This window comes from Capnocytophaga genosp. AHN8471 (assembly GCF_016806945.1).
GTDB lineage: Bacteria > Bacteroidota > Bacteroidia > Flavobacteriales > Flavobacteriaceae > Capnocytophaga > Capnocytophaga periodontitidis.
This window is the reverse complement of record NZ_JAESPJ010000033.1, coordinates 39217-55410: the sequence shown is the minus strand read 5'-3', so window position 1 is coordinate 55410 and position 16194 is coordinate 39217. Positions and strand designations below refer to the sequence as shown.

Annotated in this window: 13 protein-coding genes; 6 read left to right on the top strand and 7 right to left on the bottom strand. The window is 38.9% G+C overall.

Going from position 1 to position 16194, the window contains the following annotated elements:
• Positions 1-666 (bottom strand): DUF2461 domain-containing protein (locus tag JMN12_RS14050; RefSeq protein ID WP_203139885.1); only part of this gene is annotated, 666 nt, incomplete at its 3' end.
• Between the two features lie 118 nt (positions 667-784).
• On the opposite strand from JMN12_RS14050, the gene dprA reads away from it, so the two are divergent.
• Positions 785-1879, top strand: coding sequence for a DNA-processing protein DprA (gene dprA / locus JMN12_RS14045; RefSeq protein ID WP_203139869.1), 1095 nt, complete (start codon positions 785-787; stop codon positions 1877-1879).
• Positions 1880-1895: 16 nt separating this feature from the next.
• On the top strand, positions 1896-2993 hold the full coding sequence (gene dinB / locus JMN12_RS14040; protein ID WP_203139883.1) for a DNA polymerase IV: 1098 nt from the start codon (positions 1896-1898) through the stop codon (positions 2991-2993).
• Between the two features lie 39 nt (positions 2994-3032).
• Here dinB and JMN12_RS14035 read toward each other — a convergent pair whose 3' ends face one another.
• From JMN12_RS14035 to JMN12_RS14015, 5 genes are all read right to left on the bottom strand, one after another.
• Entirely contained in the window at positions 3033-4532 is a 1500-nt protein-coding gene (locus tag JMN12_RS14035) for a DUF6850 family outer membrane beta-barrel protein (RefSeq protein ID WP_238423927.1), read from the bottom strand.
• Between the two features lie 271 nt (positions 4533-4803).
• Positions 4804-6009, bottom strand: coding sequence for a DUF4876 domain-containing protein (locus JMN12_RS14030; protein WP_203139861.1), 1206 nt, complete (start codon positions 6007-6009; stop codon positions 4804-4806).
• 256 nt (positions 6010-6265) lie between these two features.
• Entirely contained in the window at positions 6266-7465 is a 1200-nt protein-coding gene (locus tag JMN12_RS14025) for a DUF4876 domain-containing protein (protein ID WP_203139860.1), read from the bottom strand.
• Positions 7466-7579: 114 nt separating this feature from the next.
• Entirely contained in the window at positions 7580-8782 is a 1203-nt protein-coding gene (locus JMN12_RS14020; RefSeq protein ID WP_203139858.1) for a DUF4876 domain-containing protein, read from the bottom strand.
• Positions 8783-8917: 135 nt separating this feature from the next.
• Positions 8918-11470 (bottom strand): TonB-dependent receptor plug domain-containing protein, encoded by a 2553-nt coding sequence (locus tag JMN12_RS14015; protein WP_410494251.1) that lies wholly within the window; start codon positions 11468-11470, stop codon positions 8918-8920.
• A 285-nt stretch (positions 11471-11755) separates the two neighbouring features.
• On the opposite strand from JMN12_RS14015, the gene JMN12_RS14010 reads away from it, so the two are divergent.
• Positions 11756-13177 carry an MFS transporter gene (locus JMN12_RS14010; protein WP_088593748.1) on the top strand — a complete coding sequence of 474 codons (1422 nt, stop codon included), beginning with the start codon at positions 11756-11758 and terminating at the stop codon, positions 13175-13177.
• Between the two features lie 79 nt (positions 13178-13256).
• Here the strand turns inward: JMN12_RS14010 and JMN12_RS14005 are convergent, their stop codons facing one another.
• The gene (locus JMN12_RS14005) at positions 13257-13709 is read right to left on the bottom strand and encodes a DUF2004 domain-containing protein (RefSeq protein WP_203139855.1); all 453 of its coding nucleotides are present in this window, start codon (positions 13707-13709) and stop codon (positions 13257-13259) included.
• Positions 13710-14214: 505 nt separating this feature from the next.
• Here JMN12_RS14005 and JMN12_RS14000 point away from each other — a divergent pair.
• The 3 genes from JMN12_RS14000 (at position 14215) to JMN12_RS13990 (ending at position 16146) form a co-directional block, all read left to right on the top strand.
• On the top strand, positions 14215-15150 hold the full coding sequence (locus JMN12_RS14000; protein ID WP_203139853.1) for a hypothetical protein: 936 nt from the start codon (positions 14215-14217) through the stop codon (positions 15148-15150).
• Positions 15151-15285: 135 nt separating this feature from the next.
• Positions 15286-15705: a hypothetical protein gene (locus JMN12_RS13995; RefSeq protein ID WP_203139852.1), complete on the top strand. Its 420-nt coding sequence runs from the start codon at positions 15286-15288 to the stop codon at positions 15703-15705.
• Between the two features lie 36 nt (positions 15706-15741).
• Positions 15742-16146 carry a tetratricopeptide repeat protein gene (locus JMN12_RS13990; protein ID WP_203139850.1) on the top strand — a complete coding sequence of 135 codons (405 nt, stop codon included), beginning with the start codon at positions 15742-15744 and terminating at the stop codon, positions 16144-16146.
• The last annotated feature ends 48 nt before the right edge of the window (positions 16147-16194 follow it).

The following is a 16194-nucleotide window of genomic DNA, read 5'->3' as shown; positions in this document are numbered from 1 at the left end:
ATAGGGGTTAGGAAATAGGGATTCACCGTTGAGATTGGTGGTGAGGGCTTCGGTCATAAAGTCGAAAAAGGGGCGCATAGCTAAGAGTCCTTGTACTACTTTTTTATCGAAATCTTCGGCAGTAGCTTCTTTTTGAGTGTAGTCGTGTTTGAGCAGGAACTGTTTTTTCCGCAGATAATCAAGCATAGGGTCGTCTTTTTCAAAGCCTTTGGGAGCTGTTTTGAGTTCGTCGCCCCATAGTTTTCCGCCAAACTCTTTTACAATGCCTTTATCGGTCATTACTTTTCGGAAATCATCGGGGTTGAGAGAGATTTCTTGACGCATACGCAACAAATCATCTTTATTGGGGTCGAAGAATCCTCCCCCTATAAAAGTTTCTTGCGGACTGATATGCACGTAATATCCCCCACGATAGTGAGGTTGTTTGCGCTGTATGTAGCAACCGAAGTGGGTTTTGTAAGGCGTTTTATCCTTAGAGAAGCGCAAATCGCGGTAGATACGGTATATTTTGAGAGGGGCAACGGTGTCGTGCGCTGCAATTTCAGCATAAATACGATTGAAAAGCTCTGTTGCTTGCAATTTAGCGCTTTCATAATCTGCTTTATGAGCGTCGAACCACTCTTTGTTGTTGTTTTTAGCGAGGTCAGTGAGAAATTGAAACATAATTTTAATGACGAGTTACGAATGACGAATAATGAGGCAAAGGTAGTAATAATTTGCTAATTAGCAAATTTGCTAATTTAGTAATTATCGCTATTTTTGCAACGTGAAACAAAACCAAACTATGAACGACGATTTGTTATACCTCATTGCCTTAAAGAAAATTCCGCTTGTAGGCGATATAACTGCCAAAAAACTCATTGCGCACTTTGGGAGTGCTAAAAATATATTTGCACAACGACGAAGTAGCTTAGAAAAAGTAATGGGTATAGGTTCTAAAATTACCCAAAATATCCTCAGTTCTCAGTACTTACAAGAAGCTGAAAACGAATTGTTTTTTGCTGAAAAACACGGTATTAGCATTATTACCTATACCGACGCTCACTACCCTAAACTACTGAAACAGTGTGTGGATAGCCCTATACTCTTCTACCAAAAAGGACACATAAACCTGCAAAACAAACGACTGCTGAGCATTGTAGGTACCCGCAATATCACGACTTACGGCACGGCATTTTGCGAACAACTGATAGAAGAACTCGCCCCACTTGATGTGGTGATTGTAAGTGGTTATGCTTATGGGGTGGATATCACGGCTCACAAGGCTGCAATGAAACACCGCTTGCAAACAGTAGCTTGCCTGGCTCACGGACTCAACCTTATCTACCCTGCTGCTCACGCGAAATACTGTGAGGCAATGGAAGAGAACGGCGGTTTTATCACCGATTTCGGCAGTGAGAGTCCGTTTGACCGGAAGAATTTCCTCAGTCGCAATCGCATTATTGCAGGGCTTACGGAAGCTACTGTAGTGATTGAATCGGGTAAAAAAGGGGGAAGTTTGGTTACTGCCGATATTGCTTTTTCGTACAACCGCGAGGTATTTGCCGTACCAGGTCGTACGACAGATACTTATAGCATAGGCTGCAATGAGCTGATACGCAACCGCAAAGCTAATATACTCACCTCAGCTAAAGACCTCATTTACCTACTGAATTGGGATATTCCCGCCCCTAAGGCCGTACAACAAGAACTTTTTATAGACCTCAGTCCCGATGAAGAATTGGTGGCAAACTACCTCAAAGAGAATGGCAAACAAGCCTTAGACGAACTCGCTCTCGGCTGCCAAATACCTATCTACCAACTTTCTAATTTACTTTTCCAAATGGAATTGAAAGGAGTGGTAAAACCACTGCCAGGGAAAATGTTTGAAGCTAAATAACAAGTAACAGGTAACAATTAATAGGAAGATTATACATATTGATATGGATGCTTTCTACGCCTCGGTAGAGCAATTGGATTTTCCTGAATTGAGAGGAAAAGCGATTGCGGTAGGCGGAGGCGAAGCGCGCGGTGTGGTGGCTACAGCCAGCTACGAGGCGCGCAAGTTTGGTGTGCGCAGTGCTATCAGTGGGGCGCAGGCGCGCAAATTATGTCCGCATCTCATCTTTGTAAAACCTCGCTTTGAGCGCTATAAGCAAATATCAATGCAAATACGCGCTATCTTCCACGAATATACCGATTTGGTTGAACCTCTCTCCCTCGATGAGGCTTACTTAGATGTTACAGTAAACAAAAAAGGTAATCCTTCGGCTACCCTCATTGCGCAAGAGATTAGACAACGCATTTTCAATGAAACAGGACTTACGGCTTCAGCAGGCATTTCGATAAATAAGTTTATTGCCAAAATTGCTAGCGACTATCACAAGCCTAACGGACAGACTACTATCACTCAGGCTGAAGTACAAGATTTCTTAGACAAACTCGATGTGCGCAAATTCTATGGCATAGGCAAAGTAACTGCTGAAAAGATGTATCAGTTAGGGATTTTTAAAGGGAAGGATTTGCGGGAGAAATCATTAGCGTTCTTAGAACGGAATTTCGGCAATAACGGACATTATTACTACGAACTCTCACGAGGTATTCACCGCAGCGAAGTTCAGCCTTTTAGAATTCGTAAATCGGTGGGTGCTGAAGAAACTTTTGCCGAAAATCTCACCAGTGAGGTGTATATGGAACGCGAACTTGAACGTATAGCCGAAGATGTCGTCCGCCGCCTTGAAAAACAGCAAGTTGCAGGTAAAACTATCACCCTGAAAATAAAATACAGCGACTTCACTGTACAAACACGCAGCAAAACCCTTAAAGATTTTATTAGCAGTAAAGAGGAAATTCTTTTGCACATCAAAGAATTGCTCTACCAAGAACGGTTGAGTGAATCGGTACGGTTATTAGGCATTTCGGTTTCTCACCTCAACAATGAACCTGAAAAAGAAACTGTAAAACAACCGATGTACATACAGTTGAAATTAGAATTTCCAGAGTATAGGGAATAGGTGTCAGGGGTCAGGGGTCAGGGGTCAGAGGATAGGAGGTTAGAATGTTAAACCTACACTTAATTGATGAAAAGTATTCGTTTTCTGGAGGGTAAAAACTCCTATTTGGGTATTGAGTCCCACGAAATAACTGAGTGAGGACGATAGTGGGTGATGGTACTGCAAAAGTGCTTGGAAAACTTGTTCATCGGAGGCGAGGAGACGAGCATTGTGCAAAAGCATTTCGCTGAGGGATACTTCACTATCACTGCGGAGTAGATAATTGCCTTTTAACGTATTGCGATATTGGTAATGCAAACCTGCTATACCTATACTCTTCTTCTCTAAGGGCGCTACAACACTCATTTTTATCCCTACATTCATATAATCGAAATGCTGAAAACTCCTCACAAGGGTATAATCCTCACGGTGAGTTTCATAACCTACATAAGGTGTTATGTGATATTGCAAATCACTATTGTTACAGAAAAGCATTGCCAATTGGTAGTGCTCTTTTTTTAGAGTATAATTCTCGTTTTTAGCAACTACTTCCGTCCAATTGCTATTACGACCCGAAAGAATAGGCTCTACCCCACTTTTGGTTTGCAGAGAGTAATGTCCTTTGAAACCATAGAGATAAGTATCTTTGCGAAACAGCTTTGTCAGCTCAGTATAAAGTGTGCGATTGGTAAGTGTTACAGCTATCACACCATTATCTTCTGTCATATATTTTTCAATTGCCAATTGCTGGTAATTAGCAGAGAGGAAAAGGTTATTTTTCCTGCTGATATTCAGTCCGCCACCATATCCATAACCTTCATAAAAAGCCCTGAGTTTGTTGCCTTTCAGCAGGTGGTTATAATAGCCTAAGCCATTGAGATGATAGACTGAAGGACTTCCCAATTCATTGAAAAATTTCAGTTCGTTAGACTGAGTATATTTCTGGAAAGAGGCATATATTCCTGCTTGCCACTCCCCTACCCTCCACATAAATCCTGAGCGCAATTGCAGATTTGAAGTGATATTTTTAGGACGCGGGTCTTTGTTGCGACTTGCTAATTCGGCTTTGTAATCCAAACTGATACCCCAATGCAGTCGTTGCCATTGTTTGGCAAAACCACCCATAAAGGCGTATTGCTCGCTATGCAAGTCGCCCCCTACAGCATCGGCGGTAAAGTATGGATAGAGCAAATCACTATCTACCGACTCATTCCAGCGCACTTTTCGCAGTTCTTGATTTTTATAGGACGCATTGCCCCAAAGCGTGCGTGTACTATCATAAGGGAAGAAAGAGGTTGCTTTTGCTGAAAAAGCGGTATGCCCTTCAGGATACTGCTGAGCATAAGCCTCCTTATCACTCCTCTCATAAGCTACTTGTACGGTAGAAAAACGATGTTTTCCCCACTTGGGCATCGTAGCTGGATTCTGAAAATAAGCCTCGTAAAAACGAGAGATGCTTTGTTGTTCTTTCAGCTTTAGCAAGAGGGTATCGGGGCTTTGCCCCCAGCCTATTTGGTAGAGGAAAGCAAAAAATAATATGTTAATTAGTTGTTTTTTCAATTTAGTGCGAGCCAATGCGATCCGGTGTGAGCCGCACGGGCAGTTTGTTAATTTGTCAATTTATAAAAAGATTGTCTGAAAAGTTTTTATACTGTGAGGGCGTTTGCAAAAAGTTTTTATGCTATAAGGGCGTTTGCAAAAAGTTTTTATACTATAAGGGCGTTTGCAAAACGCCCCTACATAACAAACTCTAAAAGTGATTGATTATCAGGATTATAGACTTTGTCAAAGTCCAAGGACTTTGCCAAAGTGTTGTGATACTTTTCACTTTTCACTTTTTAAGTGATGGGGTTACACGTGCATCGAAATCTTCGGTGGAGTTATTGGTGTCTTTTAACACACGATGCCCGTTTTGCTGCCCCGTTACTTTGCGGCGTACTCCTTTGCTATAACGAGAAACATCTCCTTGACTTTCGGAGGCGTAAGTCCAACCACTATCTAAAGAAACATCGGTTACAAGCCATTGAAAGTCTTCTTTTTGTGCGAGATTTACAGCATCGATAACCCACGTATTGGGGATTTTTACAGCATCACCTCCTGAGTCAAATCCTGATTCATCTTTGTATGTATAAGAATACTTCTCTAACTCTGTAACCCCCTTGGGCATTCTGGCAAGTGCAAAAGCGTTGATTGCTTGACGATTGATTACTGCATCTTCAAACTTCACGAACATATTAGGCACTGCAGCGTTATCGGGGTCTTCATCGTCTGCTTCATCTTTGATTTCAAAATTAGCTTTCTTCAAATCTATTGAATTACTGTTGAGTTCTTTGTGATTGATAGCCGTAAGGGCAATGATGATGCTCTCGCCTGCTGCTACGGGGTATTGCTTGCCATTCCCTGGTATTTGGTATACCGCATTGGCTGTAAAAGCTTGGTTCATTATATTTGGCGTATAGGTTTGCTTGTCATTTGTTTGGAACGCCGATTGCACCAAGAGCAAACCATCAGCATAAAGAATTCTGGAAGTAGGGTTGTAAATCTTGAAATAACCATCATCTAAGTATTGTTTGCCTTGTGGAGTAGTTGTACCCGTGATAAAAATCTCTTCAATAAGCAAATCTTTATCCTCATCACTTACAATTGTTTTTAAGGTAATAGGCAAACTGTAGGTAGTGGCTGTGAGGATGTCGAGTTTAGGTATTAAGGTGGTTACTTCGCCTGCAAAGGTAGTGCTATTTTGGGTGTAACTCACAGTACCTGTGGCACGTACTTCATAACTACCTGCAGGTAGTTTGATCTGAAAATCACTACTCGATACATTGTGATATACTTTTTCTACCTTCTCATTCTTGTTGAGCTCGGTAAGGGTAAGAGTAAGGGTACCATAGTGGGTAATGTTTACTTTATCAGGGACTTGTAAATGAAGGGTTATATTCAAAGGTTCGGTAGCGATACCGTTGTTGTCGTCTTTCTTACAAGCATTTAGGAGTACTAAAGCAAGTACTACAGCTAAAAATTGTTTTAAATGTTTCATATTAATGCCAATTTGGTGCGAGCCGCACGGGCAGTTTGTTAATTTATAAAAAGATTGTCTGAAAAGTTTTTATATTGTAGGGGCGTTTGCAAAAAGTTTTTATATTGTAAGGGCGTTTGCAAAACGCCCCTACATAACATACTCTAAAAGTAATTGATTATCAGGACAATCAATTACAATCAACTTTGGCAAAGTGTGAAACTTTGCCAAAGTGTTGCGATACAAAAGCGATTTTTCACTCTTCACTATTCACTTTTCACTTTTTAAGTGATGGTGTTACATCAGGATCAAAATCTTCAGTAGAGTTATTGGTATCTTTAAAGATAGGTTTACCGTTGTTTTCAGAGAGGACTTTACGGCGTACGGATTTGCCGTAACGTGCGGGATCATTATCTTTTTTGCCACAATACGTCCATCCACTATCTAAAGAAGGAGCGGTTAGAAGCCATTGGAATTTTCCTTTTACACTTACATTCACAGCATCGAGTATCCACGAATTAGGAATTTTATAAGTTTCACCTTCTTGAAATATTATTTTATAAGTATACTTATAGTCAGTTAAATAGGATGCTATTGTAATTCCTTTAGGCAATCGGGCTATCACATAGCTTTTGTATCCACGATTGTGAAAAGCTACATAACTATGGGTGTTGAGTACATTGGTTACCTTAGGGTTGTCCTCATCTTTTATCTGTTCATAGTAAATTTCAAAATCGGCTTTTGATAAATCGAGAGAATTAGTGTTGTTCTCTTTGTGATTGATAGCTTGATCGGCAATAACTATCCACTTACCAGGAGCGACGGGATACTGAGTACCATTGCCAGGGATTTGCACGATTCCTTCTACAGAGAAAGCTTCATCGATAATGTTAGGTTCTACTCTTGGTTTCATTGTTGTAAGGAACTTTGAGTCGGCAATGAGTAAACCATCGGCATAGAGCACTTTGTTTGTAGGGTTGTAGAGTTTGATATACTGATCGCCTTCATACTGCTTGCCTTGTGGGGTTAAGGAACCTGTAAAGTAGATTTCTTCGATAATGAAATCACCATCTTCTGAGGAGGTAATTTTCAGACTAAGGGGTAGCGTATAAGTCGTAGCAGTAAGGATATCGAGTTTATTCATAAAACCTACAACTTCACCTGCAAAGGTAGTGCTACTTTGGGTGTAACTCACAGTACCTGTGGCACGTACCTCATAGCTACCCGCAGGAATACTCAGTTGGAAATCGTTGGTAGTAGTGTTGTGATATACTTTTTCTACCTTCTCATTCTTGTTGAGCTCAGTAAGGGTAAGAGTAAGGGTACCATAGTGGGTAATGGTTACTTTATCGGGGGCTTGTAAATGAAGGGTTATGTTCAAAGGTTCGGTAGCGATACCGTTGTTGTCGTCTTTCTTACAAGCATTTAGGAGTACTAAAGCAAGTACTACAGCTAAAAATTGTTTTAAATGTTTCATACTAATTAATTTGGTGCGAGCCGCACGGGCAGTTACAATCAACTTTGGCAAAGTGTGAAACTTTGCCAAAGTGTTGCGATACAAAAGCGACTTTCACTATTTACTTTTCATTTTTCACTTTTTAAGTGTGGGTGTATTGAGTATCTCGAAATCGTCGGTAGAGTTATTGGTGTCTTTAAAAACGGTTTTACCGTTATTTTGAGAGAGGACTTTACGGCGTACAGATTTGCCATAACGAGAAGTATCTTTTTCATCATTAGCTACATAAGTATAACCAGCATCTAAAGAGGGAGCTGTAACTATCCACTCGAACCCTTTTTTAGTACTTAAATTTACAGCATCTACTATCCAATTATTAGGGATTTTCAAAGCCTGTCTCTGCATTAATTTTGTTCCTATTTTGTATTCATAGTTATACTGAAGTGTAGAAGTAGCAGTACCTTCAGGGAAACGTGCTATCACATAACTTCTATTGCCTCTATTATTAATTATAAAAACACCATATAAGTTGATATTGTTAGTTACTCCTACCCCATCAACGTCTTTCACTTTTGGAGGGTAGAAGCTTTCAAAATCAGCTTTTGAAAGGTCTATAGAATTAGGATTATTTTCTTTATGATTAATTCCTTGTTCAGCAATTACAATAGACTTCCCTGGTTGCACAGGATATTGAGTGCCTGTACCTGGAATCTGCACCATACTTCCTGCTGTAAAGGCTTCTGCCATTACATTGGGGGTGTAATCTCTTTTGTTTACTGTTAGGAACTCAGAATCTGCTAAAACCAAACCATCGGCATAGAGAACTTTATTAGTAGGGTTATACAATTTGATGTACTGATCACCAAAATACTGTTTACCTTCTGGAGTGGCTGTACCTGTAAAGAAAATTTCTTCAATGATAAAATCTCCATCTCCTGAGGGGCTGAGTTTTAGGCTAAGGGGTACTGTGTAGGTAGTAGCTGTAAGAATATCAATCTTACTTACAAATCCTGCTACTTCACCCGTGGCGGTGGTGCCACTTTGGGTGTAATTTACGCTACCTACAGCACGTACTTCATAACTACCTGCAGATAATTCCAACTTAAAATCACTACTTGATACATTGTGATATACCTTTTCTACCTTCTCATTCTTGTTGAGCTCGGTAAGAGTAAGGGTGAGGGTAGCATATTGAGTGATAGCTACCTTGTCGGGGGCTTGTAAATGAAAGGTTACAGAAAGAGTCCCTGTAGGGATTCCATTGTTGTCGTCTTTTTTACAAGCGTTTAAGAGCACTAAACCAAGTGCTACAGCTAAAAATTGTTTTAAGTGTTTCATATTAATTTGTCAATTTATAAAAAGATTGTCCGAAAAAGTTTTGTCTTGTAAGGGCGTTTGCAGCACATACCCAGCTATCGCTGGCTTTCCTACAAAATATGATGTAAATATAACCAATTATCCTAACTTTACTTTTCACTTCAACGAAACGTTCATTTCCATTCCGAAATAGGGATTGATGAGTCCGCGGCGGTTGATATATTGTCCGTTCACGCGGTAATCTTCATAAAAGTTAAACAGATTGTTTACGTACATTGAGAGCGTAAAGTACTTATAGAAATCTTTAGATATTTTTAGATGTATGTTCATTGACAATGGGGTTCTATCGCTGAGACTTACAGTTGTAGGGCGTATGAGCCATTGCAGTACGGGGTCATTAGCTTCTGCCGCTGTATATGGGTGACGTACACCATCTTCACTGATGTAGTGAGTGGGCACACGACTAAGCGACGGATTGGTGCTAATAGTATACCAAGTGAGGTCGCAACGCACAGAGGTTGTGAGTTTTAGTTCGGGGAGGTAAGTATCGGCAATAAGACTGGTTTCCAGCTGTTCGCGGTCGTACTTCTCCACTTCGGGGTATACCCCCAGATTGTAATGTTTGCGGTTGTTGATCACATTTTTATCGGCAGGGCGATATACGGGCAATGAGTTGTAATACAAGCTGTGAAACCACGCTCCACTGAGTGTAAAACGAGTGTTGAGCAACTGGAGGCGCTTACTGCTGTACTGAAACTCAACCCCTTGTTTATCGATAGCTGATCCATTGCTCTCTATATCTGAGAGAATCAGAGCGTTTTGCACTGTATAGGGCAGATTTTCCACCAAAGGAGGAGCTGTAATTGTGTTGTGATTGAGTCCTGTAGCATCGTATTTTTTATAGAATGCCTTATGATAATCGCTCATTTTTCGAAAACCCGATTGCATACGCTCATCAAAATAAGTGATGAATAGCGAATGGTGGTTGTATTCTAACCCAAGGCGCACTTCGGTTTTGTTATTCACCGCAGGCATAATGCTGTAGTTCACTTGCGGAAAAATGTAAGTTTTGTAGTGTAATTGGCGGTAAGCTTTTTGAGTGTGATAGTAATTGAGCTGTACAAAATCTTCGTATTTATCTTGAGGGTAGAGCATTTCTTGAGTGGGAAGTTTGCTGTGTTTTCCCCAACCTGCTGTAAGACTGATACTGAGAGCATTTTGGTTAGCAAACTCAATTTTTGGGAAAGTAACTTTCATATTCACACGAGGGTCAAAACACAACTTGTTATGCAATGCGTAGCGCGAGTCGAGTCCCAAAAGGGTGTTGGCACGCAAACCAGCACGCACGAGAAATTGGGTATGCCAAAAAGTTTTTTCTAACTGCTCTTCAACGTAAAAAGCCATATCTTGCATTGCAGGAATGCTCTTAAAAGTACGCGGACGGGTGTCCATTTCGGGTGATGGAGGGTGTGCTAAATCGTATACCTGCCCCAGACCGTTGTTTTTGTTGTAGTTGTAAGTAAGTCCGATTAGCAATTCGTTGCGATAGCCCGAGAATAGCTTATAAGAAGTCGTTGAGAGGTCGGCATAGAGGTGTAGCGGTTTGCCATCGACGAGCAAGTGCGACACATAGTGAGGATCGGAGAATACCCCGTAAAATTCACCAGCTTCTGTGTTTGTGAAAACGGGGCGTGCATTGGTGATTTGCACCCATTTATCTTGCTCAATACGGTCGAAACTCTGTGAGTAACTAGTTTTGAGTGCCAATGCTTTGAAGAATGTTTTAGGGAACTCCCAACTCAGCCCATTGGCAATGCGGATATTATTGTAAGTAGATTGATAAGCGTCATAGCGATCGAAGCCCACATCGGGGTCGCGCTTTTCCTTATCGATAGTACCCGTATAGTCAATGCTAAAATTCCACGTAAGCGGATTTTCGGTATCAAAGCGTTTTTCAGCACGTGCTGAAGCAGTATAACGCTTGTAGTTTTCAAAGCTGTTACGCGGGTCGGGTTGGGCATTCATATAATCCAAACTAAAGTTGAGTTTGAGGCTATTTTCAAAAAAACTGAAACCTTTACCTATATAGAAAAGTTTGCTAAAACCATCGGCTTTGGCGCGTGCCCTAAGGGGAGTATAGCCTTTTTTGCGGTGAATTGTTACTACCCCACTGCTGATATCACCAAATTTCACCGATGGGATTCCGCGTATAATCTCCACTGTTTCAATATCATCGGTAGCGATGGTGCGCATATCCACCCCCGAGCGGGTAGTGTTGCGCTTCTTATCGGCGTAATTCGATTGAGGGGTGATAATCATTCCGGTACCTACCGTAGATTGCATATTGTTATTTACATCTAAGGGAACACCATCGATATTGAAGCCTACGCCTAAAGAGGAAATACTATAGCCGTCCATAGGCGTTCCTGTCTGCCTGAGAGTGAGCGTATTGGCATAGTTCAGTGAGGGAGTAGTAACTTGCCGACCAGGGAGCAAACTCACCAAATCGGTAAAGCTGGACGGCTGGAGGTGTCGCATAGCCTTGCGATCAATAAGCGAAGTAGAAGTAGGTGCAGGAAGTTCTTTAGCAGTTACCACTACTTCCTCTAACTGAATAGCTTGGGTAGTAGCAGTAACCGTGGTGGTAGCTGTTTGAGCGTAAAGTGTTGGGTAGAAAAAAGAGAATAAAAAGAATATCCCAATAAAAATATTAGGAAAGTAATAGAGAGGACAATGTATTCTTTCACTTTTCACTTTTCACACTCTTTAAAATCGGGGGCAAAGGTAATACTTTTTTTGAATTGCATAAAACAATTCTAAATAAAAGTGTGAAATAATTCTAAATAGGGTAAAAGAAAAATGGCAAATACTTTGTTATATTTACAACAAAATATTTATCCTTTGTAGAAAATGCGTATTTATTTTTCTGAAGATGAGATATTAGCTACCTTTGCACTCAAAATCTAATGTCGGACGACTTATAACTTACGAACTATGTTAAATAAATTTTCTCCTACTTTTTGGGTAGCGAGCTTCCTTCAGCTGATGGAACGCTGGGCTTATTACGGTATTTTTACGCTTTTGGGGCTTTATTTAGTTGCCTCTACTGATAAGGGCGGACTTGGGTTTGACCACTTGCAAAAAGCGAGTATAATGGCAAACGTTTCGGCTATACTCTACCTTTTGCCTCCTATTTTTGGAGTGATTGCCGACCGTATTGGCTATAAACTTTCGTTAGTAATTTCGTGTGCTATTACAGCGGTAGGCTATTTTTTGATGGGAGAAGTTACCGATTATGCAGCGGTGTACTCTATATTTCTCTTATCGGCTGTTGGAGCAGGATTCTTTAAGCCTGTAGTCAATGGTATTGTAGCGCGTAATACCGATGAGACCACCAGCACTATGGGGTTTGGAATTTTCTATATGATGGTGAACATAGGGGGCTTTTTAGGTCCTGCAATGTCGTCCTACCTCCGCACCGAATACGGTTGGCGCATTATCTTTATACAAGGAGCTGTAGTGATGACTATCAATGTGTTAGTAGCTTTATTCCTCTATAAAGAACCCAAACTCGCTCAAAAAATTAGAAAGCCTTTACTCACCGAAATCAAAGAATCACTGATGCATATCGTTGAGGCTTTGAAAGACCGCCGACTTACCGTACTATTGCTTTTGATGGTAGGTTTTTGGACGATGTTCAACCAGCTGTTTTACACCCTGCCTAACTTTATTGAAGATTGGGTAGACTCATCGGCATTGAGTGCGTGGATTAATGAAAAATCAACTTTTTTGGGCACTATCCTCACCTCTGAAGGACAGGTGAAAGCCGAGTGGTTTATCAACATAGATTCGTTTATGATTATCTTCTTTCAAGTGCTTGTATCGTATTTTGTGACCAAAATGAGCCACGTGAGCGCTATGATTAGGGGGACAGTTATCGCTACTTTAGGGGTAACGCTTACTTTTATGTTCAACAATCCGTGGTTCACCATTATAGGCACCGTGATTTTCTCGATAGGTGAAATGGCTTCCAGCCCTACCTTATCGGCTTTTGTGGCTCAAATTACACCTAAAGGCAAAGAGGCGCTCTATCAAGGTACGGTGTTTTTGCCAGTAGCTGCAGGAAATTACCTCACAGGTTTCTTTTCAGGACATTTGTATACTGAATGGTCTGATAAATACGGTTTACTAAAAAAAGAATTAGCCAAACGCGCTATTGAAATGCCTGAAAATCTCACTAAAACTCAATATTTTGAGTTGGCAAGTCAGAAATTAGGACTCAGTCAGTCGCAAATCACTCAATTGTTATGGGATACTTATGAACCTGCAAAACTCTGGTATGTGATTTGTGCTTTGGGGGTATTTGCAGCGGCATCATTGTATATTTACAATAAACAGGTAACAAGAAGCAACTAACAATTTAAACTTTATCAAAAGTTTTTTGTACATGCGGCTCGCACCTTTTGTAAAGGTGCGAGCCGCACGTGCTAATAACTTACGATTCAATCGTAAAGCGTATGATTTTTCTGTCTTCATCTACCATTACTACAAGAATTTCATCGGTAACTTCTGGTAAAGTATAGTCGAAACCCGCAAACTCTGTCGCAAAAAGGGAGATATTGAGATTAGTAAGCTCAAGTGCTGTGAGCAATTCTTCCCCCTGCTCATCAGCCATTTCTTCTACTATTTGCACATAATCTTTCACCATAGATTCCTCGCCAGAGCGATAGACTTTTATAAATTCGTTGCGAATCTGCTGGTCGAGTTCAGGCAAGTGTTCTAACAATTGCTGTATAGCTGTCCCCTGAGCTTTAGAGGGTGTTTCTCCCATACAATCAATAGTGATTGACACTGAGGAGCCGTTGATATCCACATCTTCTATTTCGTGGTAATCGTCATCTTCAGAAAGGGTAACCTTCCCGAAATAGGGTAATTTGTAGGTAGCCATAATGTTTAATTTTAGGCGACAAAGATAGTAAAAATCAACATATTCACAAAAACAAAGGTCAGTTTTACACATTAACAATAATTTAAATTCATTTGATTTTTAGCGTCTTACAAAATACATCTAAAAAATAAATGTTAAAAAATTTGCATAGTATAAAAATTCACCGTAACTATGCACCAAAATTAGACAACCGAGAACAATTTAAACACTATTTAACTGAGGTTAAATAGCCATTTAAAGACATAAAAAGATATTAGCGTTTCGCTTTACATTTTCCTTTACAGAAATACGACCAATTTTTCTTTACACTACAGGAAAGTGAAGTGGAAGTGCCTACGTTTACGTGGGCATTCCTTTTTACTTTGTAGTGTGCCTTTGGTCGGGCTTCTGTGATGAGTAAACAAGGAATGCACCGCGTTTTTTTATGCTTTGAAGTGAATGAAAAACAAATAGGCGGCAACCGAAAAGCCTGAAAAGAGTAGGTAAAATTTTATTTTTTTAAATAATGAAAAGAGTATTTTTTATAGTTATAACACTATTTATTTACAGCAATTTATCTGCTCAAAATGACTACACAAAAGGATTTGAAGCTGGATATAAAAAAGGATGGTGTCATAATAAAGATTTTGGTTGTATTCCTCCAATCCCTCCAATTCCTCCAATCCCTCCAATAGGAGAATCTTTGAATAGCTATACTGATGGTTATAATAGAGGTTTTCAAATGGGATTAGATGCAGGAAGAAGTGAGGACTCTAATAGTGCATCAACAAGACAACGTTATCAGACTGCCCAACCTGAATTTTTAGAAGGAACTATTTATAATCCTGATTTTTCAAGAGGTGGTGGTTATTACGGAGGCGGTGGTTACTATTCTAACGATGGTTATCATGGAGGAGGATGGGATTTGTTTGACGCTATTTTTAGAGGAGAAGATCCTGATGTAAAAGTTCACTTCCTCGTAAAAGTAGACGCTAATTTAACTCCTAAAAAAATAAAAAAGCCTAGTTTTTCTTTTCTTTTCGAAGTCAAAATTAAAAAACAATTTTTTTTAGAAGCTGGTTTAACTCATCACAAAGGACGGATGATTTTAGAGAAGGAAGAAAGAGAAATAGAACAATTTATTTTACCTTTAAACGTTAAATATAAAATAGCAAAAACAGAAAATATTATTGTTCCTAAAGCTGGTTTTTACTACTCCAAAATTCAAGGAATTGATGATAATATCGTAAGTGTTTTTGATGAAAGAGATGAAAAATATTATGAGTATCCTCTAAAAAAACTTTCTCAATTTGATATAGGTGCTAATATTGGGATAGAATTTAGATTAGGAAACGCCATATTAGATATTGTCTATCGTCAAGGTTTTGTAGATTTAGTGAAATACAGAGATAAAAATATCAGAAATAGTAATCTATTAATAGGAATGGGACTTTCTTTTTAGCAAGAATAATATATTTTATTTTTAGAAAGCTTAAAACAGTGTTAAATACACCTAAAAATTATATAGAAAATCCAACTGTATGTTATAAAGACATCTTTTTTAAAAACCTTTAATAAATAATAATTTTTAAAAACAATGAATATTAGACATCAATTAGCTTTGCGGCTATTTCAAGAAAATGATTCCAATGTAATAGAGATAAAACCTATTTCTATACCTATTTATGAAAATAACAAAACAGAAGAAATATTTAAAGATGCTACTCTTAATAAAAAAGATATTGATTCTTTAATTCAAATGGGTAAATATGAAAAAGAATTTGACTTTTATAAGATAATCTTTGAGTATGATAAAGAAGCTAAAGAGATAAAAGTTTTTTATATAGATTTTTTGGAAAAAACAATCTTAGACAAAAAAGGAGAGTTTTTGAAAATGATAGAAATTTATAAATATGAAACTCAAGAGGAAACTGTAAAATGTACTAATCATATAAAATTTGACAAGAACAATTATAAGATTTCAGAAAACTTTCTTACAATATATATGAAAAATTAGCATGAACAAGTATTATGTAAATTAATGAGAAAAACAATGAAAAAGGTTTTTACTATTTTATTTTTATCATTAAGCATCATTAGTTTTGGACAAATAGAACAAGAAGATTTCTATTCTGTTAAAGAAAAAGCTGACAAAGGTAACGCTAAAGCTCAAACTGAATTAGCAGGACGCTATGAAGTAGGAAGAGGAGGTGCTATAAAATTTCTTGAAAAAGATTTTTTTTACTATCAAAAAGCTGCTGAACAAGGAGAACCTTATGCGCAATGTTCTTTAGGAATGATGTATACATCAGGAAGTTTTATAGAACGGTCTGATGAAAGGGCTGCTTTTTGGTATGAAGAAGTTGCTAATCAAGAACATCCTAAAGCTCAACTTAATTTAGGTATTTTATACTATGATGGGAAAGGCATTGAAAGATCATATCCTAAGGCTATTTAGTAGCTAAAAAAAAGCTTGCAATAATTCAGAATATAATTAAAAAACTAT